Origin of the sequence: Paenibacillus sp. Soil787, from assembly GCF_001429545.1 — a bacterium.
Taxonomy (GTDB): domain Bacteria; phylum Bacillota; class Bacilli; order Paenibacillales; family NBRC-103111; genus Paenibacillus_E.
Genome location: NZ_LMSP01000047.1, coordinates 142,208 through 165,640, shown reverse-complemented (window position 1 = coordinate 165,640; position 23,433 = coordinate 142,208). Strand labels below are relative to the sequence as shown.

The window sequence follows — 23,433 nt, the reverse complement described above, 5'->3', positions numbered from 1 at the left end:
GCATTCTTTATTTTTAGGATGGAAAAGCTACAAATTCCTGCATAATAGCAGGCATTTCCTCTATTCAAGCGATTTTAACAAAATACCTGATCTTTCGCAGTTAATTGTGGACTTTGAATGAATAAAGTTCACCATGAACGCTAGCAAAGTCCTAGGGGATGCAACTACTAAATGCTAAAGTCTTCTTGTACACCAGCGAGCAGGGAGTAGCCCCTTGCAAAGAAACTCGCCAAATAATAGTTTGCAGATCAGATAAGTCCCCATTCGTTAAAAATGGTTTCAGTACCGCAGCCCGAACAATATTTGGCGTCCGGCTTGTTAACTTTGTAGCACCCTTTATGCAGCAAGGTTTTTTCTTTAGTACACTTATTCTTAAGCGGCGCTCCACAACGAATGCAGTAGTTATCTTCTTTATCCGCGACGAATTTACACCTTACACATTGTTGCAGCTCATCCTTAGCCATAGGTTCAACCCCTTGAAGTTTGATAGCTACTACAAGTATATGTGAATAAACACAGATGAGGTGAATAACAAACCCTTCCAGCCTATGTATAAAAATAGGCCTCTTTCGCCCACCCTAATAAGGAGAGACTTTGTTCCCCGAACAAAGGTCCCTATATCTCGTATAGGAGGTGAAAGAGGCATGGCTAAAGATGTTCTTTGTGAAGTGAATTCCTGTAAATATTGGGCAACTGAAAACAAATGCAATGCGAGCTCGATTTACGTCGTGAGTCACCGCGACAGAAACCAAGCTCGTAATTCTGAGGAGACGGATTGTAAGACGTTTGAGTCTAAGATTTAGGGGCTTAGAGAGTGAATTGCAAGAGCGTAAGTGCTAGAGCGTAAGTGTTTAGCTCTTCAAAGTTAGAGTGAAAATTCGGAGAGTAAAAAGAGGCCCAGTCGGGGCCTCTTTTCTTTCTTCATGCCCTTATTCACATTGTAACCAATAATGATAATTATTATCAGTGTTTCGCGGAGAGATTTTCGAGCTCCTCGAGATCCTGAGTTGGCGCTTGGCAGGCAAAGTTCTGGCACACGTAGGCCGTAGCCTGCCCTCCAAGCGGCAGCTTGTCTTGCACAAGCGGAATGAGCTTGCGCACTTCTTCACCCGCCGCTCCCGGCGGATGAAGAATCAGCAGCGCATTCGGCAGATACTGCCGCTGCACCGTGCGCAGCATGTGCCGCGTCTCTGGCTTCGCCGGGTCGCCGGCGATTACGATTTCGCTGGCTTCGCCATAAGCGAAGTCGAGCGCGGCCAGCGTGAGCGCGTGGCCCGGCGGGTACTGGCTGACAGCTCCGGCGAACGCCTGGAGCTGTACATCTGCTGCCTGCGACAGCTTCGCGTCGTAAGTTAACCTGGACAGCCGCAGCAGGTTCAGCGCGGCTGCAGCGTTCCCCGACGGCATCGCGCCGTCGTAGATCTCTTTGGGGCGGGTGAGCAGCTGCTCGGCATCGCTGCCGTAGAAGAAGAGCCCGCCCTTCTCTTCGTCTCCGAAGAGACGAAGCATCTCTGCGTTCAGCTGGACAGCTTCACGGAGATAGCGCAGCTCGAACGTGGATTCGTACAGCAGGGTGAGGCCCCACACGAGGAACGCGTAATCGTCCACGTAGCCGAGGAAAGCCGCTTCGCCATCGCGATAGCGGGCGAGCAACCTCCCGTCCTCGCGGCGCAGCTCGCGCAGGAGGAAATCCGCGGCTTTCGCGGCTGCCTCCGCGTAAACGGGCTTGTCCAAGGCACGTGCCGCCTTGGACAGCGCAGCGATCATCAGACCGTTCCACGCGGTCAGAATCTTGTCATCCTTGCCCGGATGAATGCGCTGCTCGCGATGCGCGAACAGCTTGATGCGGGCAGCCTCAATCCGCTGCTTCAGCTCATCCAATGGGATTTGCTTCCGCTTCGCAAAAGATTCCATCGTCGTTCCAATTAAATTCGGGATATTATGCCCCTCAAAATTGCCCGACTCCGTAATATCGTACAGCTCGGAATAAAGATCGCCTTCTTCTATCCCTAATACGTCCTCCACTTCATCCGGCGTCCAGGCGTAGAACTTGCCTTCCTCCCCTTCTGAATCCGCATCCTCTGCGGAATAGAAAGCTCCGCCCTCGTCCGTCATATCGCGAAGAACGTAAGTAATAACTTGCTCAGCGACCTCTGCATACTTCTCTTTTCCAGTCACTTGATAGGCTTCTATGTAAGTCATAATTAATAGCGCATTATCGTAAAGCATCTTTTCAAAATGCGGCACTAACCATTTCTCGTCAACTGAATAGCGAGAAAAACCGAATCCGATGTGGTCATACATGCCACCGCGGTGCATAGCATCCAGTGTCTTTTCAACAATTTCGAGCGCACGCGCATTGCCCGTTTTTTGGTAGTATCTCAATAGGAAAGATAGATTATGAGAGGTTGGAAACTTTGGTGAATGACCGAATCCACCATATTGAGGATCGAACATGCTTTCATAGATTCGGAATGCTTCATGCAAAGTCTCCTCGGACACCTCACCACCTGTTCGATGCGCAAGCAATCGACTCGTCGTTTCTTGGATAACCTGCTCGCCAACCTCGCGAATGCGATCCTCGTCTTCTTTCCACTTCGCTGCCATCTGGGCTACGATCTCCACCATCCCGGCCCGATTATACTTCCGGCTGCGCGGGAAATATGTCCCAGCGAAGAAAGGCTTCTTCTCAGGCGTCAAGAATACCGTAAGAGGCCAGCCACCCTGCCCTGTCATCGCCTGACAAACAGCCATGTAAATATGGTCAACATCGGGGCGCTCTTCGCGGTCTACCTTGATCGAGATGAAATCCTTATTCAGCATGTCCGCGACCGTTTGATCTTCGAATGATTCATGTGCCATGACGTGACACCAATGACAGGTAGAATATCCGATACTTAGAAAAATAGGCTTATTTTCTCGTCTCGCTTGGTCAAATGCTTCTTCGCTCCAAGGGAACCAGTTGACTGGATTGTGAGCATGCTGCAGCAAATAAGGTGATTTCTCAGCGATTAATCTATTGGGTTTACTGCTCTTTGTCATGAGGCATCACCTCCTAGGTTTCTGGATTTTTAAGATATAAAGAGCTTAGCATACACAACAATAAAATGAAAAACTCATGTCTGTTGACATAAGTTTTTATTATGAGCTTAACAACCCATCTCTTCTGTTTTGGTTGCGATTTGGGCGTACCTTGGGTTGGGACATCTTCAGACCTCATCGCTGCCTTCGCTCGCTCTCCCTCATTTGACCTACATTGACCTGGCAAGTCGAAATCCAAGGTCATCGATGGTAAATGTCGGGTGACTGCGACGACGACACGTAGCTCCACAACCTCTGGCCTCTTCAGCCCAGCTGCCACCGCGGAAAATTCGGTAGGAGCCGTATACGTTCTGATCATATACATCCCAACACCACTCCCAAACATTCCCTAACATATCATACAGCCCCCACGAATTCGGTTCTTTTCTACCTACTTCATGGGTCGTGCCAGCTGAATTTTCATTATACCAGGCGATCTCATCGAGCTCTCCGTATCTATATCCTATAGTTCCTGCTTTACATGCGTACTGCCATTCCGCCTCGGAAGGGAGGCGATAGCCATCTGATTCCCAATCACAAATGATAGTTTCACCATCATCACTTATTGAATAACACTCCTTCAAACCAACTTTCTGAGAAAGTAGATTACAAAAAGAAATGGCATCGTTCCATGATATATTAACAACTGGATTTTGATCTCCTTCATAAGAAATAGATGATTTTTGTGAAATGGCATAATAAAGTTCCTTAATGACAGGATACCGGGCAAGTAGAAACGGTTGTATGTTAACCTTCCATTTAGAGCTTGTTCGATCGTCCCTCAAATCTATTTCTCCACCAGGAACTTTTACCATCGGATATTCAACAAGATGTTGTAATACATTTGACACTCCATCTTCCCCCAAGTCTATCTTGTGTTAACTGCTGTCCTCCATCCGTCATTCATCCTTTAACTAATCTTCTGACATAATCCTCACAGATATATCGATTATCCTCATTATTCAACGGAGTAATATTCGCTACTCTAAAGAAGCTTAGTCCAACCACCATCGCCAGAAGACCGTAAGCGGCACTATTAGAATCGTCCACCTTCATTTGCCCTGACATATTGCCGTACTCAAAGATCCTCGCAATGCCTTGAAGGTCTTCCGTATAACTCTTGGATACAACATCTTGTAAATTGCGATCCAATACAGCTTTGGAGAAGAACTGAAGAAAAAGCTTGGCTTGATCTTCATGCGGGATAAACATCTTATCAATCCCATAAAGTTCCGAAACATTGACCTTCTTTTGCCTATCATCGCTATATGGCGGGAGGATGTGCTTCAACGTGATATCGATCATTTCCTCTGCTGCCATTGTTTTCTGAATATCTGATTGGATTTTCAAACCATAGTAGGCTAAGAACGACTTAAAAGCTTCAATAATCAAGTTATCTTTATTCTTAAAATAATAAGTGACGCTTTGGCTCCATTCCTACTTTAGACATTTTTATCCTCCTAGTTCATCCATTTTTTTATACCGTACAGTCGGAATAAAAAAAATATATACATAATTCCCCTATTATGTCAAACCAAGTTTCAACCTAGAATGTTCCCTGCAAGTAAAAGTGCTATAATTAGTAAGATTCAAGATGTAGTTCAGTCCACGAAAGGGAAGGAGAAACACTAATGAATACAATGCAATTAGATCGTATCCGTACGGGAAAGGGCTTTATAGCAGCCTTGGATCAAAGCGGCGGAAGTACGCCTAAAGCTCTGCTGCAGTATGGCATTAAGCAAGACAGCTATTCAAATGAAGAAGAGATGTATACATTGGTGCATGAGATGAGAACGCGTATTATTAAGAGTTCCGCGTTTGATTCCCAGTACATTTTGGGTGCGATTTTATTCGAGAACACAATGGATCGTTCCATTGACGGGCAATTTACAGCCGATTATCTTTGGGAGAAGAAAGGCGTTGTGCCTTTTCTAAAAGTCGATCAAGGACTCGCCGACCTTGAAAACGGGGTTCAGCTCATGAAGCCCATTTCGGGTTTAAACGACCTTCTGAAGCGGGCGGCTGAGCGAAACATTTTTGGGACGAAAATGCGCTCGCTCATTAAGGAAGCCCATCCTGCAGGAATCAAAAAAGTCGTAGAGCAACAGTTTGCCATCGGTAACCAAATCGCCCAGATGGGGCTGGTTCCGATTATTGAACCGGAAGTAGATATCCACAGCGCAGATAAGGAAACATCGGAAAAACTATTAAAAGATGAGATTTTCGATCAATTAACCAAACTTGGCAAAGACGTCAAAGTCATGTTAAAACTCTCCATACCGACGAAAAACAATTTCTACCGCGATTTAATGGAGGATCCTCATGTTGTACGGGTTGTGGCTTTATCAGGCGGCTACACGCAAGCGGAAGCAAATGAAAAGCTGACACATAATCATGGATTGATCGCTAGTTTCTCACGTGCCTTATCGCAGGGACTAACCGCCGAGCAAACAGACGATGAATTCAACACGATGCTGTCCAAAACCATTCGTGACATTTATGAAGCCTCCATCGCATAAGTGAATTCACTTGGTCATTCAAGCGAATCCAATTAAAAATAAACGACTCCGAGCTTTTTTAATGCTCGGAGTCGTTTATTTTTAATTACTTCAAATGACGAATTAGAACGTGATGCAAATCTTACCAAAATGCGAACCTTTCGCGAAGTGATACAGCGCATCGACAGCACGCTCGAATGGGAACACTCGGTCAATGACCGGGCGGAACCCGCTCTGTTCGATGGCATGATTCATCGTCTCAAACATGTCGCGACTACCGACGTTGATGGCTTGAAGGCGCGCTTTCCTCAGAATCGCAGGGATGATATCGAATCCTTCCACACGGAAGCCCGATAGAACGCCAACCATACTGATCTGTCCGCCTACTCGCAGTGCCGAGATCGACCTGTTCAATGTAGCCGATCCACCCAGATCGACGATGTGGTCCGCTCCACTGCCATCCGTCTGTTCAAGAACAGCCTTATCCCATTCTGGAGTTTGTAAAAGATGCTGACCCAAACGCTGCGGCAGCTGGAACGGGACGGATTAGTCCAGCGCGATATTACACCGTCCGTTCCCCCAATTGTTGAGTATTCGCTAACCCCACTCGGGGAGACATTGCTTCGACCCATGAGAGAACTGAAGCAATGGACGAGAGCAAATTACTCGCTGGTTGAACAGGCCAGAGAGATGTACGATAAGGCTTTCAGCCAGGAATAAGGCCACCGGTAACTATTACATGGCGATTACACCTGAAATAACGGTTTGACAAATAAAATAACCCCCCTTGCAAGGGGGGTTATTTATCCATTTTCAACTATTCAACATCAAAGCCCGCATCTCTCCAAGCGGTGTTATGCGGGGTAACCTCCGCCAGGCGGCGGCCAAGCTCCACTCATTCGGCGGAGCAAAACAATTTCTCCCAAGTGATAGGAATTGTGAGAGGCAATGTTGCGCAAAATTCCCGCTTTCGTCTCAGTCGGAAACTTTTCAAGAGTTTCATCCAGTTGTAACGTTCGAGCAAACTCACAAGCTCTCTCAACTCCTTGCAGAAAAGATTGAACAATCGTCTCCCATTCCTCCTCACTCTCCGGACGTTCCGCTGTAGGCCAACTGTCCATGACGCTAGAAGGCAATTCAGGCTTGCCTCCCTCAAGGTAAGTCAACAAAAATTCCTGCCAGTAGCTCATATGCTTCAACAACTGATATATGGTGTATGGCGCACCCGCGGTGCGAGTGCCTGAAAGCTCAGCAGTAATACCAAGCAATGCTTTGGATATTGGAATATGCCCACGCTCTCCTACTAATGATTTCACAAGTGCTTCACCAAATGCTCGATTGGATTCATTCATAGACATGGCTGTCATCTCCACCTCTCTTCCATTTAGAATTTTTATGCCTTTTATTCGATTTCATCAAATTGAATTGCGCAAAATACATCATTATATTATCCCAAATTAAAGCAATATGTCAAGTCGGTTCATTTTCCATAGGAATGAGTACGTATCACTGACATTCATATAACCTTTATATTTGTTCATGGGATGGTATATTGGTTTTAGAACGGTTAAATGATACAATATGGAAATGATAGACAATTAAACCTGAGGAGTGAAATTAATGGCTATTGATGTATATCTTAATTTTAATGGAAACACTCGTGAAGTCATTGAGTATTACGCAGAAGTATTTGGACTGGACAAGCCACAAATCATGACCTTTGGAGATACACCATCAGACCCATCCTTTCCTCTTCCTGAAGAAGCCAAAGATTTAGTTATGCATGCGCGCCTTAGCATTTCTGGAAGTACAGTTATGTTCTCCGATGTTTTCCCAGGCATGCCTTTTGTTGCCGGTAACAACATTAGCCTTTCTTTAGTTAGTAAGGATATCGAAGAAGTGAAGTCAGCCTTTCATAAGTTGAAAGAAGGCGGCAAAGTAGGCATGGAGCTTCAAGAAACTTTCTGGAGCAAATAAATTTACAGACATCAAACACGCGTTCTAAATTGAGCAAAAGAAAAAGCCCTAACCAGTGAGTGTCAAGGCTTGGTGTTTATGCCACGTATCTTCTAAGTCGTAAATTTTGATCAATACTTGCTTGGTTTCAGCCGAATCGTACCCATGAACTTTTACAGCTTCTCGATAATCTTGCCAAAGTGCTTGTATAGTTTGGTTCAACTGGTTTATCGTCTCAAAATTCCTATTTAGTATAATCTCGTTTCCCTTGCTCATTCTTCTGTTCCCCCTTGTTGACTTCTACAGACATTGCCGTAATTGGGAACTAAAACTCACACGCACGGAAACAAAAAAACCTAACCCTTTTGTAGGAATAGGGGATGCTAAACTATGTATGGTAAAGGACAGTCAAAGTATTGTCTAAACAATTCCTCGTCTATTTCCTTCTTTTGACTTCGCGGATCAATGTCGATTTACTGATTCCAGTTATCGCTGCTACTTCTGTATACGAATGCTTATCTAGTAATCCTACCGCGTGGTTCAACTGCTTTTCTGTGTAGGCTTTTGGTCTACCCTCTTTGAATCCTTCCTTTTGTTTAGCAATCGCCTTGCCTTCCTGCGTACGTTCCACAATCATATCCCGCTCAAACTCAGCAAAGCCTGATAGGATGGTCAGCATTAGTCTGCCTGTAGTGGTATCTTCTACCGTCCCCATGTTCAGGACATTTACCCGTACACCGCGGTTATACAAATCCTTCACAGTCGTTATAGCAATAACTGCAGAACGTGCTAGGCGGTCTAGTTTCGTTATAATCAACGTATCACCTGACTTCAGTTCAGCCAGTAGCCTAGTGAATTCGGGTCTATCCTTCTTGGTACCCGTGAACTTCTCTGCATAAATCTTCTGTGCCCCGTTAGCTTCAAGCTGTTGGATCTGTGCTTCTAGATCTTGCCCCACAGTTGACACCCTTGCATACCCGTAAATCATATGTAATTTCCCCTTTGATTATGAACCTAAGTTATGACACCGTTTTACACCTTGATTCTACGTTGCTGGCGCACTGGTGTCAATACTTATAAGTTGTGACACCTAGAACAAGGAATGAGGAGTCGGTATAGAATAGAGAAGAAGCGTATCGCATTGACAAATCAGGACAAAATAAAAGGGCAAAGGTTGGGAGTAATCCCTTCCAATGCCCTTGTTGTTTTTAGTCCATATACGATTGTGGAAATGCTTTGTGGTGAGCAAGTGTCAATAGCTTTTGACTAGCTTCTCCCAGAGGTTGGTTAGCACGAAGGAAGTGAACGGCAAACTGATCTCCAGTGACTTGTAAAGCCAGACCGTATATTGGTGCATAAAAATCGTTCCAGTACTCTGAACGAACGTCATGCAAGGCTTCAAGCGTCTTTTCAAGTTCGGCAATCTGCTTGTTCAACTTCTCGGTTAACTCATGCTCCTGTTTTCGATAAGGCGCAAACGTGGAGGTCAAATCTTTGCGATCTGAGTCCGTCATTTCGTACTTGGTATTACCGTTGCCAAATGCTTGACGTTGAATTTCCATTAATCGTTGAACGGAAGCCTTCTTGTCATCGAGAGTAGCAATATCTCGTAAGAGTTGGGAATCAAGTGTGTCTTTGTACTCTGCTTTCTTCTGAGCGATCTGGTTGTTGATCTCAGTCAATTCAACTTGAAATTCGGATACAGCAAAATTAGCGTCTGACTTCTTCTTGTTGAAATTTACGATACGATCAATTGTCTTGGATTGTAGTTCATCGAAAGACGTTTTTTTAGATTTCAATATTGCCATAGTATATACACGCTCCATAGTTTTAGATTTTGGGTTGCTCCGTCATCTCATAGGAGCGTAGTACATTTCTGTCAAACTATTGCTATTACTTCCACTTCGATTTCTTCAATCGAGCGATTTCTGCTTCAAGTTCTCTTGTTCGCTTCCAACGCTCTGACTCTGAACTAGACTTGTTCAAGTAAGTACGGGCTTCAAGCTGCGCAGGTTTGCAGAAATCGCTAGTCGTATATGTCAGACCTTTAACGTCTGTTTCAACTGTCTTGATACCAACCTTGCCATCGCGTTTAACGATAAACTTTTCTATCTTAACGATTTTGTTCTCCATAACACGAGTTTCTTTACGCATCATTTGTCACCTACTTTCGTTCTCTTCAGATAAGCGATTTCTGCTTCCAGTTCGTCCAATTGCTTCAAACCCTCGACCGCCTGTTGACGAAGCGTTTGTGCCTTCTCCAGAAACGATTTTTCCTGATCATCAACGTTGATGATGCGAATTTCCTTTTCCATTCGTTATACCTCCTTTCGTTTTAATCAAACGATGGTGGAGCAAAGTCCACGAATTTACTGGGTTTGTCAAAGGGCTTGGGCTTGTAGTGTAAAGGTTTGTGTGAACGGTCACGATCTTGTTCCCATACCTGACCCATATCCTTGTTATGTTCGATAACGAAGCGATTAAATGACGAGAGATGAACTCGCTTGCCGTACCGATTGGTACAATTCGCCTTGGTTGGTCGTGCTAGTCTACATCCTGCCATATTTAAACTCTCCTTTATAATTGATAATGTTGTAAAAAAGAAATACCCCATCGATTGACAATGGGGCGTGTCCACTGAGGGCAGTTGGTGTGACCAAAAGTAGGTAATGATCAGCACCTCAAAGGAGAACAAATGAAAGACAATGACCGAAAAACGCGTTGCATTCATCGACGCAACAACAGTACACACTTAGTTTTGTGTATACCAGTCCACTCGCTGACCACCCTCTCCAAGAAAGGTCAACGAGCAGAAGCTACACACAAACACCTTGAGATCGACTCACGCTTCCAGTACATGAATCGAATATGACGGTTGGCTGTTTCCTCTTACTTGCCCATTACTACAAGCAGTTTGCCTTTTCAGTGCCAGTTCGGGCACCCCAACCCCATTATGTGAAAGTTTAATATGTACAATCTGAGAGAGAAGCATAGGGGATGGGACTACTGCTGACCAAAGCGTTTCCCACCCAAGGCTCACCGTTCCTGACTCCTTTGCTCCCCCTCATAATATAAAGATCGCTAGATGTGCCGTTGTGCATCAAAAACAGAAAAAAGTTGAAAACATTTTCAAGAGGTATAGCCTATACAGAAAAACTTTGGGCGCATTTCAGGGTAATTCGGTAAGGGAGGGTTAAACGCAAACGGGGCAAGGGTTTCAGCGGTTTCTCTTTCATACCATTACCTTTTTGAGTTTGGTAATGTCGTGTTACTTCAATTATCAGGGAACGTTCTGTGCAAAAGAGGTACAAACCCATGGGGGTCTGAGATCGCAATATAGGGACATTTCTGAGAGGGTAGAAACGATGGTGGATCATTCTGAGAGAGGTTTGTTGTCCTTGGGTACACTTGGTACACTTCCCTTCTCGATGCTGTGAAATGCCTTATACAGGCTCGTATCGGGGTCTTGCAAAGCATTGGGCAGGATGCGGGGCAGGAATGGAGCAAGGGCAGGGATGGGGCAAAAACGGTTGCGGAAGTTGCCAGAATCACCGTTTCTTTTTCGTTCTACAAAGTTTTTCTGTATAGCAGTCTCTCTTTCTAAGTCTCTATATAATATATAAATTTTTAAAGTATAAGAGGCAACTCGGCAACCGAAGCCTTTTGTCTTAGAGCCACGCGGACTTCAGCGGTTGCCAAATGGTCACTAGATTTTGCAGTAAGCAACCGAAACTGGCTATTCGCTTCCTGTTTTCCTGTCTCCGATCTTGTCTCCATCTTTGAATCGGGTTCTGTACCCCAAAAATCGCCGTATATTGCATATTTCGAACCCCTGTGATAGTTGGGTAAGGTAGTTGTCCCAGATTGCTCGGAAGCTGTCCGAGATTGCCAAATAGGGCATGTTCCCTGACCCATCACTGACCCATCCTGTTCAACTCGCTTCCAAACTTTGGAGCGGGCTTTTTTGCGTTTGGTTTTGTGAATTTCTTGATCTAATTACGGCATTGTTCAGTGTGCAGCTCAAGACGAAAGGAAAAAGCTTTGGAGAAAAATTTAAAAATATTCCTCCTGATGCACGAAAGTGGGTAACAAAGATCCATAAAGGTGGGATATATTCCAAATCTATTTATAGGAGATGAACACATGAGCGACACGAAGTTGGTATGCATGGACAAAGCCAGTCACGCAAAGCTTCAAGTTCTGGCAAAAGCGGATCGCAGGAATATGAAACAATACCTTGAGACGCTGATTGCCAAGATGTACGGAGAGCTGAAAGCCTAGACCAATCCCTGCCCATCGGTGGGGTTTTCTATTTAATCATCCACTAAATTCCAAATTTATAGAGGGGGCTATCAAAGATGGCAATTGTCGTGAACATGTTTTGCACATTGATTGTAATGAGCGTTTACTATGCTCTAGTTTTCAAGATCAACGCTTTTTTCAATCGTTTTTATGGTTATCGGGATTCTTCAGAGACATACAAAGAGACGGAGACAACTAGGGGGAAGCAACGTGAACAAATTTATCAAAGAGGAGATTTCCCGATTAACAGGCAAGACATTCCAAGGAGTAAGACATCCCGACTACATCCCAGTTCCAATGAGCGTAGAGGCTCGCATTGTTCGAGTTTCAGAATCTCTTGCCCGATTCGAACAAGCTTTTTGCGAAGCTTACCCCACCGCATCCGAGACGTTTTCAGAGTGGTTCTGTAAGTCCAATAAACTGAAGGATATGTACGTAGACGCATTACTCAAGCCAATCGAAGTCTTATCAGATGAGGTCGTGGCAAAGGCTAGGGATGCTCGTTTGGCACACATGGGGAACGATCTGGCAACACCTTTGACCATGGTGGACTCGTATAGGAAACGTTCTTTCTCACCTGATGTTGGGAAGAACAAAACAAAGGGGGCAGAACTGGTCTATTGCCCCAATGGGTACACATATGGGGACTGGATTGATAAGAGCATTGCCCAAAGACCAAAATCCGATTTGTACAATCGTGGAGAGAATCGGAAAGCACGTTCTGACGGTTTGCAGTTCAATGACCGTAGCTACATGAACCCAGAAGAATTGTTCCTTGCTCAGGAAGAACGTCAGATGCTTTATGACAAATTCTCTGAAGCAGGATTCACGCAACTTGAGATCGATGCAATCTTGATCTATGAGGACAATAACCGTGACCGTGGAACGCTGAAGCACATTCAGGAAGACCTGGGATTCACTCGGGGCAAACTTCAATACTTGATCAAACGCTTGGACAAGTTTCTTGGCGAGATTGATTACTCAGAAGCGATGTAAAAAACAAACTTAAGGAGACTGAAATAATGATTATGACTCAAGTAAAACAATGTCGCAAATGTGGCGAGACCAAAGCGTTAACAGACTTCTATAAACAGTCAACAAGTAAAGACGGAGTGCACAGCTATTGCAAGACTTGCAACAATGCACATGCCAAGCGTTGGCATAAAGAGAATCGTGAAAAATACTTGGAGAATCAGAGACGCTATGATGCTGAGATTCGTGAACGTGACCATATAGCCGATACTGTCAATTGCCATAACCGCCGAGCAAAAAAACTTGGACTCCCTGCAACGTTGACGGTTGAACAATGGCAAAATACGCTGTACTTTTTTGAGGACGGTGCTTGCCCGCTGACTGAAGAAGCAGGAGGACACTTTGAGCACTTCATTCCATTGAGTTGGGGACATTCGGGGACTGTCAAAGGCAATGTTTATCCGCTACAGGGTTATCTGAATATATCAATGGGTAAAACCAACCCCTTTAAATGGGTTAAACAGCGTTCAGAAGATGAGAAAGACAGCTTCAACGTATTAGCACAGTATCTGGCATGGTATTCAAACATGTCGCTTACCGAATTTGAGCGGTATGTCAACTGGTGTGAACAAAACCCACGCACCGCTGAACAGATTGCCCAAGACAATGTCAAGTATGGCGAAGATTGTTCGTCCGTCGAGTTATATTGGATTAGTGCAATGGTGTCAGCTATCAAGGAAGCAGGTGGTCTGTAACGCTCCGATCCTGCTCACACTGTGGACTCCATTGTACCCCCGAACTGGGGCTTTCTTTTTGTTCAATTACTTACTATTTTATAGTATATAACAAAATGTAAATTACCATTAAGGGAACATTTTTTGAATCAATTACAGAGTGCGGTGTCCAGCAAAAACCGAAAAAATGTAAAAAAATGGGCGGGGGGGGTTGTCAATGAAAAAGTATGGTTAAGCAGTCTGCAAAAAGGAAATATTGTATTAAAAAATGCACTCATTGTCATCAAATCCCATGCATTTCCCTGCCTTGCCCATGCTTTGCCCACTGTGTGCCCAGATAAAACAAAGACCACACCACACCCACACCACCCACACTGTACCAATACATACAATGATAGACCACGCACACACCCACACTGTGCCCACCAATATGCCACCCTGTACCATGGTAAATACATCGGTACGCCCATAAGCGTGGCTTAGAATGGCAATTATACCCCTTAAAAACGATAGCCTTGCCCTTAGTTCAAAATAAAGTAAAGCACTTGCCTAGTGGTGATACACCCACACCAAATATGCCCATATATGTTGACCTATATTCTAGTTTCTACTCCTGCTCAACGCATCCTATGTAGTAACTTCAATGCTAACTGGAGCCAAAATAAAAAAGCCCAATCCACTATTGGACTAGGCTTATACACCCTTTTGCATATTTACGTCACTTTGGGAGAATCATTAGCTTAATGCCCTCGTCACTTCTCTGGTAAAGCACCTTTTGTATGATCAGTTTCAGCAGACGGTTGACCTCTTTGGTATCTTTGGACTTGCGTAATTTCTCTAATATCGCGAACCGATCTTTCATCTGTTTGTTTATGGAGTCGACGTCCACTTTCACCATCTGGGACTTTATATCTGCAATCGACTTGTCCAGATCGGCAATCTTTTCCTCATAGTCAGCTTTGTCTGCCAGATATTCTTCCCTTGTTACGTCACCATCTAAGAAGGCTTCTCTGCTCCGTTTCAAGCGGTTGGCGTACTTGCCCTTGTTGGCTTCCAAATCGTTTAACTTGTCCTCTAGGTTACTTGTAGCGTTCTGCGTTGTACCACTGAGAACCCTTTCCCATTCTTCTCTCCAAAATTGTTCAGTATATTTCAACTGCTGAAAAAACCTTTCTCGCAGGGTCGCTTCTATCACACCCTTGTTACCACACTCGCACTTTTTGACTACGAGAACATCAGGACGTTTCGCACTCGATGTATAGCCTGTCTTGCTATTGCAGACATTACAGAAAACAAGATCTTTCAAGACAGTCCGTACCATGCCCCTAGAACGTGTTCTTGTCTCCATATCGCCACTAAGACGGGCTTTAACGGCAAGCTGTACTCTATGGTATTGTTTCTCTGTTATAAGGGCAGGGAACGCGTCAGGGACTTCTATTTTCTCGGATGGCTTCTTGGTGTATTTGTCATAAAGCTGTACGATCAGTGTCCCAGTGTAGGCTCGGTTGTTTAAAATGTGTTGTACTGTTCGGATATACCACGCTTTCCCGTTGATCGTACCTATACCACGTTGATTCAGTTCATGTACAATATCTCTAAGGGAGTATCCTTGATCAGCAAGGTCGAACATAAGCTTGGCATACTCTGCCTTATCATTCGGGACTAGTGTTCTGGTCTTCCGTTTGATAGGATCGTCCCAAAGTGCATCATAACCGTAGGGTGACTGAGCAGAGACATAGTGACCAGATTTTGCCTTGGTGATCAACCCGTTTCTCATACGGTTGTCCGTGGTTTTCAATTCGTTGACACCCATCGCGGACATCATATCGAACATCAATCTGTGTGTACTGTCCCTGAGATTGTAAACCATTGTCGGGGTGATAATCTTAACGTCAAATTGTTCCAACGTGTCAGCGATCATTTGAGAGTATTGTCCCGATCTCGCCAACCTTTGCAATTCCACCACCACGACTCCATAGTAGAGACCTTGTTTAACATCGGCAAGCATTCTGAGGAGTTCGGTTCTGTCTTCGAATTTTGTAGCCCCTGACAATATCTCTTCGTACTCGGTATAGTGGTAATCAGCACGGGCACAAAGTTCTCTGGTTATCGTCCTATGGTTGGCAAGTGTTGTATCATTATCCCCGTCAGAACGGGACTTTCGGTTAAAAATTGCGACTGATTTTTTCATCATGTTTCCTCCATATGAACTCTATAAACCCATTGTATCACGAGCTTACATAAGTGTACATGGTGGAGCAAATGCTACGGCAACTTAGAAGATAAATTCGGTATTCATTGGCAGTTTAATTACGACAACGGTGAAATGGTTTATTAATTAATCTTTTCACCAAACAAAAAGGATATTCAATCTTTCTTTCTCAAGAAAGGATTGGATATCCTTTTTTACATAGACAATACTTTTGTTTACAATATCGGAGAAACCAATTTCGAGATGGACTCCAGAAACCGAATCCTTAATGAACGCTTATCATATTCCTCCAACGTCAGTTCCATACAGCCATCCATATCCTTCCAGAACGTGTTTTCCAGCTTCTTCGCCGTTTCTGCATGATACATCAAGGCGTTAGTCTCGAAATTCAGCCGGAGGCTGCGAATATCGAAGTTGGCCGTCCCTACTGAGGCTACCTGCCCATCGACGATGATCGTTTTCGCATGAAGAAAGCCTTGATCATATAAGTAGCATTTCACGCCAGCTCGCAGCAATTCACCTACATAATACAAGGAAGCCCAATGAACAAACATATGGTCTGCTTTCTCAGGAATCATGATTCTAACGTCAATGCCCGATAGAGCGGCAATACGCAGCGCATTCAACATACTCTCTTCAGGGATAAAATAAGGAGTCTGCAGGAGGATTCTGTACTTGGCCATGTGAATCATTTTTAGGAATGTAAAGACGAAATGCGGCCATACTTCATTAGGTCCACTTGCCACAATCTGCATAGGTACGTGTTCCAGGCTATTGGCCTCCACCATAGTATCGGGAAAATACTCAGGCGCAACTTCCATTTGCTGTACGGATGCTAAGTTCCAGTCCAGAATAAATCTCGATTGCAAAGCGCGAACGACGCTTCCAGTCAAACGAAGATGCGTATCTCGCCAATACCCAAATCGCGGATCTAAACCCAGATATTCATTACCGATATTGAATCCACCTATGTACCCAATCTGACCATCAATGATAACCAATTTACGATGATTGCGGTAATTTACCCGATAGTTCAGAAATGGTATTCGCGATGGGAAAAATGCCGCTTTTTGCCCGCCTGCCTTTAGGAAATCTCGAAAAAAGGAATCCTTCAACGACCTTGAGCCAATATCGTCATATAAGAATTTAACGTGGACCCCCTGCTCCGCTTTCCTCGTGAGAGCTTCTATGATCTTGTGACCCAACGAATCATTCTTAACGATATAATATTGCATATGTATATGGGACTCCGCAGCTTCAATTTTCATCAGTAAATCATTGAATTTAGCCACACCGTCTGTGAAAATATGTACACCATTATCCTGCGTAAGGAACGCATCATTCGTTGCGACATTCAGATAAATCAAATCTCGATACTGACTTACCATCGGATCAATATAGGGCAGCGTCCCGTCGATCAGCTGTTCCCGCTGTTCTGAAATGACGGTCTGCACTCTTTCCAGCATACGGCGATTCCATTTATACAGTTTTCTGCGGCTCAAATTTTGCCCTAGCATCACATAGAGCAGGAAGCCGAGAATCGGAATGAATAAGAGCACCATGAGCCATGACCATGTAGCCGCCACGTTTCGACGTTCCAAGAACACAACCGTTATGGCGAGTAAAATATTGATCACAAAGACGACAGTTAGTACATGTGATAACCAGTCCATAACACCACTCCAAACCATTTATATCAGCTCTTCACTATTATACCTGAATTTCGACAAATTAGGAAAAGACCCCCTATTCACATCGTGAGTAAGAGGTCATTTACAAGCTAACCATTTATGCTATTTTCTTAATTAGGCACAGTAATGTCTTTATCGACACGATCAAAGATAAAATGAAGAGGAATGACAGAAGAGACTGGAAGCGGAATGCCTCCAGTCTCCTTTTAAGCGTTGGTATTAACCATCGCTTTATAAAGTGCGATATACTGCTGCGCTGACTTTTTCCAGCTGAAATCGCCTTTTTTCATATTTTGCTGAATTTTCAGCCATGCCTCTCTATCATTCTTGTAGAAAAAAACAGCACGTCGAATGATATGCAGCATGTCATGCGCGTTATAGTTGTTGAATGTGAACCCGGTTCCTTCACCCGTAAACTCATTGTAAGGCTGCACCGTATCCTTCAGTCCGCCAGTTTCTCTGACAATGGGTACAGATCGATAACGAAGGGCTACCAACTGTCCAATCCCACAAGGCTCGAACTGTGACGGCATCAAGAATAAGTCAGATGCGGCATAGATTTGATGGGCTAATGATTCATCGAAGTAGATTTGAGCAGATACCTTATTTGGATGCGTCTGAGCCGCATATCGGAACATTTGCTCATAACCATAATCGCCCGTACCGAGAACGACGAGTTGAATGTCTAAAGCGAGAATCTCTGAAAGGACATGCTGGATGAGATCAAGCCCTTTTTGCTGCACCAAGCGAGTGACCAACGCAATCATTGGTACATCGGCATTCACAGGCAGTCCCAAGCGCTCTTGCAGAGCTAGCTTATTCTGCTGCTTTTTCGGTAAGGAATCTCGATAATTCATAACCAGATGCGAATCGGTCATTGGATCGAACACATCATAATCAATGCCATTCACGATGCCCGTTAACTGATCTTTGCGATGACGCAGCAGGCTGTCCAAAGCCTCACCATAAAAAGGAGTTTGAATTTCCTCCGCATAGGTCTGACTTACCGTTGTTATCCGATCCGAATAGAGGAGCCCGCCTTTGAGGAAGCTTGCGCCACCATGCAATTCAAGGGCAGTTCCTGTGAAATGATCGTCTGTTAAACCGAACAAATCTTTGAATAGGGATTGACCAAACACACCTTGGTATTTCAAATTATGAACGGTAGACATCGTCTTCATCTCGCTATAGAAAGGGAGATGTTGATAATGCGCTTTTAGCAGTACAGGAATCATACCCGTCTGCCAATCATGGCAATGAATCACATCTGGCTGGAAATCAAGCAACGGGAGCGCCTCAATTACACCTCTGCAGAAGAACCCAAAACGCTCCGCCTCGTCGCCATACCCATAAATGCCTGGACGCTTGTAGTAAAATTCATTATCCACGAAATAAAAGGTGACTCCATCATGCTGAAGCATCTCTATCCCGATGTATTGCTTTCTCCAACCGATGTACACATCAAAAGCGATTACCTTCGTCATTGCATTCCGATATACAGCAGGGATATCGCCATACTTAGGTAAAATAACCCGCACATCCAGTCCTTGACGAATAAGCTCCTTAGGTAACGAGCCAATTACGTCAGCTAGACCGCCTGTTTTAATAAAAGGTACAGCCTCAGATGCAGCAAATAAAACTTTCATCTTCCTACTCCTTTATTTGATCTAGATCACTTTCGTTTTCGCAGCAATGAACGGTGCTTTGTTATCTCCCGTTAAGACACGTCCACGACTAATGAAGACATCCTTATCCAGGATTGCGTTCTCAATGATAACGTTCTCCTCAATCTCACAGTTTTGGAGAATGATGCTGTTCTTCACGTAAGCGCCTTTCCGGATTTTAACACCACGGAACAGAATACTATTTTCCACTTTACCTTCGATGACACAGCCGTTGGCGATGAGTGCGTTTTTAGCTGCTGCGGTATCCAAGTACTTCGCTGGCGGTTCATCCTTTACCTTCGTGTAAATCAGGTTTTTCTGGAAGAATAGCTCTCTCCAGATTGCCGGGTTAAGCAGCTGCATACTGTGCTTGTAATAGCCTTGAATCGAATTCACAATCCCTACATGGCCTTCAAATTTGTAGCCATACACACTCAGCTTATCAATGTTTTTCATAATACCATCGCGGACCAAATGATCGTAACCTTGCGCTAAGCAAGATTCAACCATATCCAGCAGCAGCGCTTTGCTCATGATGTACATTTCCATTGAAATGTTGTTTGTGCGCAATCTGCCTGTGTGATCCTCCATGAGAGTCACTTGTCCGCTATCCTTGACGGCTAGACGACGGAATTTCCCTTGAATATCCTCATCTGTTTGCTTATAGATAACCGTAATGTCTGCTTGTGTATCCTCATGGTAACGCACAGCGTCACGCAGATCGAGGTTGCATACCATATGGCTTCGTGAAATAATGACAAGCTCTTCTTTACCACGATAGAAATAATCCCTATGGCTATAGAACTGGTATAAATCACCACGTGAAATGCCTGTTGGTTCATTCAGCACAGACGGGAGCACGAACAAGCCCCCCCGCTTCCGGTCCAAGTCCCATTCCTTCCCAGAACCCAAATGATCCATGAGCGAACGATATTTATGTTGAGTGAATACAGCAACATTATCAATATCTGAATTCACCATATTGGACAATGTAAAATCAATTAATCGATAACGGCCTCCGAAAGGCACAGATGCCGGGCAACGAAAGTAGGTCAGTTCCTCCAAATCATCCGGTTCATTCACTAAATTAATGACACCCATTACATGTTTCACTCGACATCATCCCTTCTGATTGGCATTCGCTGATATCCGTTCATTGCCACCAATAAGTACAATTTCTCCTTTGCCATCTACCACAGCACCGTCTTCAACGACCGTGTTTTCGCCGATAATCGCTTTGTTAATCGTTACGTTATTACCAATTTTGGCATTAGGCATAATGACGGAGTCGCGAATCTGGCTTCCTTCGCCAACCTGTACACCGAAGAATAAAACAGAATGATCGACATCCCCGAATATCGCACAGCCTTCATTGACAAGTGAACGTTTGATATTCGCAGTTGGCGCCACATACTGAGCCGGTTGGTAAGGATTCTGGGAGTATACCCGCCAGTCCTTATCATTTAAATTAAGCTCATTATTGTCGTCCAGCAGGTCCATGTTCGCTTCCCACAGACTATCGATCGTACCGACATCTTTCCAGTAGCCTTCAAATGGATAAGCGAACATTCTCGCTTCATCTTTCAGCATCATTGGAATAATATCTTTGCCGAAATCTTTACTCGAGTTAGGATTTTCCTCATCCTCGGTTAGATAAGCTTTCAATACACTCCAATTAAAAATATAAATACCCATCGAAGCCAAATTACTGTTCGCTTCTTTCGGTTTTTCTGCAAATTCAGTTATTTCTTGTTTGTCATTGACACTCATGATGCCGAATCGGTTCGTTTCCTCCCACTTCACTTCAATGACAGCAATCGTTGCGTCGGCTTTCTTCTCTTTGTGGTAAGACAACATCAAATCGTAGTCCATTTTATAGATGTGATCACCCGAGATGACCAGAACATATTCGGGATCATATTGCTCAATAAAGCCGATATTGCGATAAATGGCATTCGCTGTTCCTTTATACCAATCCCCGCCTTTTTGTTCCATGAACGGCGGCAAGACCGTCACACCGCCATATTTGCGGTCAAGATCCCACGAGCTTCCAATCCCAATGTACGTATTGAGTACGAGAGGCTGATACTGGGTAAGAACACCAACGGTGTCGATCCCTGAATTCGTACAATTGCTGAGGGTAAAATCAATAATACGGTACTTCCCGCCAAAATGAACGGCTGGCTTGGCTAAATTGTTCGTCAGAACGCCTAATCTTCGTCCTTCTCCTCCAGCGAGGAGCATGGCAACACATTCTTTACTGCGCATATCTGATTTCCCCCTTCAACTTCGTCAATCACAGTTTGGAATTCACTCACACATTTTATATAAACAGCCGCAAGCGGCGGAATACACAACGCTATACTATTAGGCAGCCCGTGCCATGTACGCTTTTCACTAGATATTGGCTCTGTGTTACCTTGACCAGAACCTCCAAACTCGGCTGCATCGCTGTTAAATACGACTTCGTACACACCATGCTGCGGAACGCCGATTCGGTAATCCGGATGTACCACAGGAGTGAAATTACATATGAGAATCAAGTCATCCTCAGGCAATTTCCCTTTGCGCATAAAAGTTACAACGCTCTGGCTCTCATCATGAGGGTTAATCCACTGGAACCCATCTGGATGATGATCCAACTGCCACAACGCTGGTTGGTCCAAATAAAATTGATTAAGCGCCTTGACATAATGATGCATTTGACTATGTTTTTCATATCCTTCAAGTAAAAACCAATCGAGTTCTTCAAGATCTTTCCATTCGTCGAATTGACCGAATTCACTGCCCATAAACAGCAGCTTTTTACCAGGGTGACCCGTCATATACCCATATAGAACGCGTAGATTAGCAAATTTCTGCCAATAATCGCCTGGCATCTTATGAAGGAGCGAACGTTTGCCATGCACCACTTCATCGTGCGAAAGCGGCAATACATAATTTTCACTAAAAGCATACATGAATGAGAACGTGATCAGCTTGTGATGATACTTGCGATTAATAGGATCTAATTTCATATAACGCAGCATATCGTTCATCCAGCCCATGTTCCACTTATAATTAAATCCGAGTCCTCCATCGTGGACAGGCGCAGTAACGAGCGGCCAATCCGTAGAATCCTCAGCCATCATCAGCGCATCAGGGTAGAAGGAGAAGATTGCCTGATTCAGCTTACGCAGGAATGCGATCGCTTCGGGATTCTCATCCCCACCCCATTGATTCTTGATCGGTTCCTCGCTCCATCTGCCAAAATTCAAATGCAGCATGGAAGCCACAGCATCCACTCGAATCCCATCAATATGATACATGTCCATCCAAAATACAGCATTTGAGATTAAGAAGCTTTGAACCTCCGGTCGGCCAAAATCGAAAGTAAGAGTACCCCACTCCTGTTTCTCGGCTTTGCGAGGGTCTTGGTATTCATACAGCGGCTTCCCATCAAACTGCCTGAGTCCATGACTGTCCTTAACGAAATGACCAGGAACCCAGTCCATAATGACCCCAATACCCTTCTGATGGCATCGGTCAACGAAATGCATGAATTCCTTCGGGGAACCGTGACGGCTAGTTACGGAGTAATAACCAGTTGCTTGATAGCCCCAAGAACGGTCAAACGGATGTTCTGCGAGCGGCATTAATTCAATGTGTGTATACCCCATCTCAACTGCGTAATCGACTAGCTCATCAGCAAGCTGATCATAGGTATATAAGTCTTCACTATGTCGGTCCTTTTTGCGCCACGTACCCAGATGAACCTCATAAATAGATAATGGCTTATTGTAAGCGGGTATTTCCTTTTTCTGCTGCTGCCATACCTGATCCTTCCATTCGTAACCTTCTAGATCAACGACACGCGATGCGGTACCCGGACGTAATTCCGAATAAAAGGCATACGGGTCTGCTTTCAACAAAATCTGGCCCGTCTCGCTATGAATTTCAAACTTGTAATAGTCGCCTTCACTTGCTTCTGGAACGAACAATATCCATAAGCCAAGCGTACTAAACTTCTCCATACGATGAGTCCCGGATTGCCAACTGTTGAAATCACCAAGCAAGTAAATCTGTTTGGCATGAGGTGCCCATACGGCAAAACGAACTCCCTCTTGCCCTATTGTTTTGCTAACATGCGCCCCTAAGATGCGATAACTGTGGTAAAGGGATCCTTCATGAAGCAGAAATAAATCTTCTGGGCTAGGTATACCAACATTTGCCCCCACGTTATCCCTCCTTAGATCAACCTGATTTCGTCAAAACTGGATTTTACTTATAATTGCCTTACGTTACAAATACAACAAACAGACAAAGAATCCTTCATTTTCACCT

23 protein-coding genes and 2 pseudogenes are annotated in these 23,433 nt (G+C 44.4%); 7 read left to right on the top strand and 18 right to left on the bottom strand.

Annotated elements, in window-relative coordinates; all coding sequences use genetic code 11:
• Positions 1-248: 248 nt before the first annotated feature.
• Positions 249-464 carry a hypothetical protein gene (locus tag ASG93_RS32030; protein WP_056838935.1) on the bottom strand — a complete coding sequence of 72 codons (216 nt, stop codon included), beginning with the start codon at positions 462-464 and terminating at the stop codon, positions 249-251.
• 180 nt (positions 465-644) lie between these two features.
• On the opposite strand from ASG93_RS32030, the gene ASG93_RS34675 reads away from it, so the two are divergent.
• Positions 645-803, top strand: a complete 159-nt coding sequence (locus tag ASG93_RS34675) for a DUF1540 domain-containing protein (RefSeq protein WP_082615217.1) — start codon at positions 645-647, stop codon at positions 801-803.
• A 160-nt stretch (positions 804-963) separates the two neighbouring features.
• On the opposite strand, the gene ASG93_RS32025 is transcribed toward ASG93_RS34675, so the two are convergent.
• The 3 genes and pseudogenes from ASG93_RS32025 to ASG93_RS32015 all read right to left on the bottom strand — a co-directional run.
• Entirely contained in the window at positions 964-3,042 is a 2,079-nt protein-coding gene (locus ASG93_RS32025; protein ID WP_056838933.1) for a thioredoxin domain-containing protein, read from the bottom strand.
• A gap of 209 nt (positions 3,043-3,251) precedes the next feature.
• The gene (locus ASG93_RS32020; RefSeq protein WP_200984556.1) at positions 3,252-3,896 is read right to left on the bottom strand and encodes a formylglycine-generating enzyme family protein; all 645 of its coding nucleotides are present in this window, start codon (positions 3,894-3,896) and stop codon (positions 3,252-3,254) included.
• 88 nt (positions 3,897-3,984) lie between these two features.
• Positions 3,985-4,503: pseudogene (locus tag ASG93_RS32015) on the bottom strand (TetR family transcriptional regulator C-terminal domain-containing protein); the annotation flags it as partial.
• Between the two features lie 209 nt (positions 4,504-4,712).
• On the opposite strand from ASG93_RS32015, the gene ASG93_RS32010 reads away from it, so the two are divergent.
• Entirely contained in the window at positions 4,713-5,600 is an 888-nt protein-coding gene (locus tag ASG93_RS32010) for a fructose bisphosphate aldolase (RefSeq protein WP_056838929.1), read from the top strand.
• Between the two features lie 102 nt (positions 5,601-5,702).
• On the opposite strand, the gene ASG93_RS34670 is transcribed toward ASG93_RS32010, so the two are convergent.
• Positions 5,703-6,098, bottom strand: a complete 396-nt coding sequence (locus tag ASG93_RS34670) for a zinc-binding dehydrogenase (protein ID WP_235551033.1) — start codon at positions 6,096-6,098, stop codon at positions 5,703-5,705.
• Here ASG93_RS34670 and ASG93_RS32000 point away from each other — a divergent pair.
• Positions 6,087-6,299, top strand: a complete 213-nt coding sequence (locus ASG93_RS32000; protein ID WP_082615227.1) for a winged helix-turn-helix transcriptional regulator — start codon at positions 6,087-6,089, stop codon at positions 6,297-6,299. The genes ASG93_RS34670 and ASG93_RS32000 overlap by 12 nt on opposite strands.
• A 134-nt stretch (positions 6,300-6,433) precedes the next feature.
• Here ASG93_RS32000 and ASG93_RS31995 read toward each other — a convergent pair whose 3' ends face one another.
• A complete protein-coding gene (locus ASG93_RS31995) occupies positions 6,434-6,931 on the bottom strand; it encodes a DinB family protein (RefSeq protein WP_056839108.1) in 498 nt (165 codons plus the stop codon).
• Positions 6,932-7,199: 268 nt separating this feature from the next.
• Between ASG93_RS31995 and ASG93_RS31990 the strand changes: the two are divergent.
• A pseudogene (locus tag ASG93_RS31990) lies at positions 7,200-7,553 on the top strand (VOC family protein); the annotation flags it as partial.
• Positions 7,554-7,604: 51 nt separating this feature from the next.
• On the opposite strand, the gene ASG93_RS31985 reads toward ASG93_RS31990, so the two are convergent.
• The 6 genes from ASG93_RS31985 to ASG93_RS31965 all read right to left on the bottom strand — a co-directional run bounded on the left by ASG93_RS31985 (position 7,605) and on the right by ASG93_RS31965 (position 10,098).
• Positions 7,605-7,811, bottom strand: coding sequence for a hypothetical protein (locus ASG93_RS31985; RefSeq protein WP_056838922.1), 207 nt, complete (start codon positions 7,809-7,811; stop codon positions 7,605-7,607).
• Positions 7,812-7,971: 160 nt separating this feature from the next.
• Positions 7,972-8,523: a recombinase family protein gene (locus ASG93_RS31980; protein WP_056838920.1), complete on the bottom strand. Its 552-nt coding sequence runs from the start codon at positions 8,521-8,523 to the stop codon at positions 7,972-7,974.
• 220 nt (positions 8,524-8,743) lie between these two features.
• Positions 8,744-9,343: a hypothetical protein gene (locus ASG93_RS31975; protein ID WP_056838917.1), complete on the bottom strand. Its 600-nt coding sequence runs from the start codon at positions 9,341-9,343 to the stop codon at positions 8,744-8,746.
• An 85-nt stretch (positions 9,344-9,428) separates the two neighbouring features.
• Positions 9,429-9,692 carry a hypothetical protein gene (locus tag ASG93_RS31970; protein ID WP_156411116.1) on the bottom strand — a complete coding sequence of 88 codons (264 nt, stop codon included), beginning with the start codon at positions 9,690-9,692 and terminating at the stop codon, positions 9,429-9,431.
• Positions 9,689-9,850: a hypothetical protein gene (locus tag ASG93_RS35605; RefSeq protein WP_156411115.1), complete on the bottom strand. Its 162-nt coding sequence runs from the start codon at positions 9,848-9,850 to the stop codon at positions 9,689-9,691. The genes ASG93_RS31970 and ASG93_RS35605 overlap by 4 nt, the downstream gene beginning before the upstream one ends.
• Positions 9,851-9,870: 20 nt before the next feature.
• A complete protein-coding gene (locus tag ASG93_RS31965; RefSeq protein ID WP_056838913.1) occupies positions 9,871-10,098 on the bottom strand; it encodes a hypothetical protein in 228 nt (75 codons plus the stop codon).
• Positions 10,099-11,678: 1,580 nt separating this feature from the next.
• Between ASG93_RS31965 and ASG93_RS35600 the strand changes: the two genes are divergently transcribed.
• The 3 genes from ASG93_RS35600 to ASG93_RS31945 all read left to right on the top strand — a co-directional run bounded on the left by ASG93_RS35600 (position 11,679) and on the right by ASG93_RS31945 (position 13,564).
• A complete protein-coding gene (locus tag ASG93_RS35600) occupies positions 11,679-11,816 on the top strand; it encodes a hypothetical protein (protein ID WP_156411114.1) in 138 nt (45 codons plus the stop codon).
• A gap of 231 nt (positions 11,817-12,047) precedes the next feature.
• A complete protein-coding gene (locus ASG93_RS31950) occupies positions 12,048-12,833 on the top strand; it encodes a hypothetical protein (RefSeq protein WP_056838907.1) in 786 nt (261 codons plus the stop codon).
• 26 nt (positions 12,834-12,859) lie between these two features.
• Complete coding sequence (locus ASG93_RS31945; protein WP_056838905.1) at positions 12,860-13,564, top strand: hypothetical protein; 705 nt, start codon at positions 12,860-12,862, stop codon at positions 13,562-13,564.
• A 697-nt stretch (positions 13,565-14,261) separates the two neighbouring features.
• Here the strand turns inward: ASG93_RS31945 and ASG93_RS31940 are convergent.
• The 6 genes from ASG93_RS31940 to glgB form a co-directional block, all read right to left on the bottom strand.
• On the bottom strand, positions 14,262-15,737 hold the full coding sequence (locus tag ASG93_RS31940; protein ID WP_082615215.1) for a recombinase family protein: 1,476 nt from the start codon (positions 15,735-15,737) through the stop codon (positions 14,262-14,264).
• Positions 15,738-15,970: 233 nt separating this feature from the next.
• Positions 15,971-17,428, bottom strand: a complete 1,458-nt coding sequence (gene cls / locus ASG93_RS31935) for a cardiolipin synthase (protein WP_056839107.1) — start codon at positions 17,426-17,428, stop codon at positions 15,971-15,973.
• Between the two features lie 224 nt (positions 17,429-17,652).
• Positions 17,653-19,092: a glycogen synthase GlgA gene (gene glgA, locus ASG93_RS31930; RefSeq protein ID WP_056838901.1), complete on the bottom strand. Its 1,440-nt coding sequence runs from the start codon at positions 19,090-19,092 to the stop codon at positions 17,653-17,655.
• A 21-nt stretch (positions 19,093-19,113) separates the two neighbouring features.
• Complete coding sequence (gene glgD / locus ASG93_RS31925; protein WP_056838899.1) at positions 19,114-20,223, bottom strand: glucose-1-phosphate adenylyltransferase subunit GlgD; 1,110 nt, start codon at positions 20,221-20,223, stop codon at positions 19,114-19,116.
• A 6-nt stretch (positions 20,224-20,229) separates the two neighbouring features.
• The gene (locus ASG93_RS31920; protein WP_056838897.1) at positions 20,230-21,378 is read right to left on the bottom strand and encodes a glucose-1-phosphate adenylyltransferase; all 1,149 of its coding nucleotides are present in this window, start codon (positions 21,376-21,378) and stop codon (positions 20,230-20,232) included.
• A complete protein-coding gene (gene glgB, locus ASG93_RS31915) occupies positions 21,321-23,327 on the bottom strand; it encodes a 1,4-alpha-glucan branching protein GlgB (protein WP_063892010.1) in 2,007 nt (668 codons plus the stop codon). Before glgB ends, ASG93_RS31920 begins: the two co-directional genes overlap by 58 nt.
• Positions 23,328-23,433: the final 106 nt, after the last annotated feature.

Bases quoted from the DNA above. Each gene is read 5' to 3' on its own strand.
- ASG93_RS31970 (WP_156411116.1), bottom strand. From the start codon at position 9,692: ATGATGCGTAAAGAAACTCGTGTTATGGAGAACAAAATCGTTAAGATA.
- cls (WP_056839107.1), bottom strand. From the start codon at position 17,428: ATGGACTGGTTATCACATGTACTAACTGTCGTCTTTGTGATCAATATT.
- ASG93_RS31985 (WP_056838922.1), bottom strand. From the start codon at position 7,811: ATGAGCAAGGGAAACGAGATTATACTAAATAGGAATTTTGAGACGATA.
- ASG93_RS32020 (WP_200984556.1), bottom strand. From the start codon at position 3,896: ATGGTAAAAGTTCCTGGTGGAGAAATAGATTTGAGGGACGATCGAACA.
- ASG93_RS32030 (WP_056838935.1), bottom strand. From the start codon at position 464: ATGGCTAAGGATGAGCTGCAACAATGTGTAAGGTGTAAATTCGTCGCG.
- ASG93_RS31945 (WP_056838905.1), top strand. From the start codon at position 12,860: ATGATTATGACTCAAGTAAAACAATGTCGCAAATGTGGCGAGACCAAA.
- ASG93_RS32025 (WP_056838933.1), bottom strand. From the start codon at position 3,042: ATGACAAAGAGCAGTAAACCCAATAGATTAATCGCTGAGAAATCACCT.
- ASG93_RS31965 (WP_056838913.1), bottom strand. From the start codon at position 10,098: ATGGCAGGATGTAGACTAGCACGACCAACCAAGGCGAATTGTACCAAT.
- ASG93_RS34675 (WP_082615217.1), top strand. From the start codon at position 645: ATGGCTAAAGATGTTCTTTGTGAAGTGAATTCCTGTAAATATTGGGCA.
- ASG93_RS31975 (WP_056838917.1), bottom strand. From the start codon at position 9,343: ATGGCAATATTGAAATCTAAAAAAACGTCTTTCGATGAACTACAATCC.
- ASG93_RS32000 (WP_082615227.1), top strand. From the start codon at position 6,087: ATGCTGACCCAAACGCTGCGGCAGCTGGAACGGGACGGATTAGTCCAG.
- ASG93_RS35605 (WP_156411115.1), bottom strand. From the start codon at position 9,850: ATGGAAAAGGAAATTCGCATCATCAACGTTGATGATCAGGAAAAATCG.
- ASG93_RS35600 (WP_156411114.1), top strand. From the start codon at position 11,679: ATGAGCGACACGAAGTTGGTATGCATGGACAAAGCCAGTCACGCAAAG.
- ASG93_RS31940 (WP_082615215.1), bottom strand. From the start codon at position 15,737: ATGATGAAAAAATCAGTCGCAATTTTTAACCGAAAGTCCCGTTCTGAC.
- ASG93_RS31920 (WP_056838897.1), bottom strand. From the start codon at position 21,378: ATGCGCAGTAAAGAATGTGTTGCCATGCTCCTCGCTGGAGGAGAAGGA.
- ASG93_RS31995 (WP_056839108.1), bottom strand. From the start codon at position 6,931: ATGAATGAATCCAATCGAGCATTTGGTGAAGCACTTGTGAAATCATTA.
- ASG93_RS31980 (WP_056838920.1), bottom strand. From the start codon at position 8,523: ATGATTTACGGGTATGCAAGGGTGTCAACTGTGGGGCAAGATCTAGAA.
- glgA (WP_056838901.1), bottom strand. From the start codon at position 19,092: ATGAAAGTTTTATTTGCTGCATCTGAGGCTGTACCTTTTATTAAAACA.
- ASG93_RS32010 (WP_056838929.1), top strand. From the start codon at position 4,713: ATGAATACAATGCAATTAGATCGTATCCGTACGGGAAAGGGCTTTATA.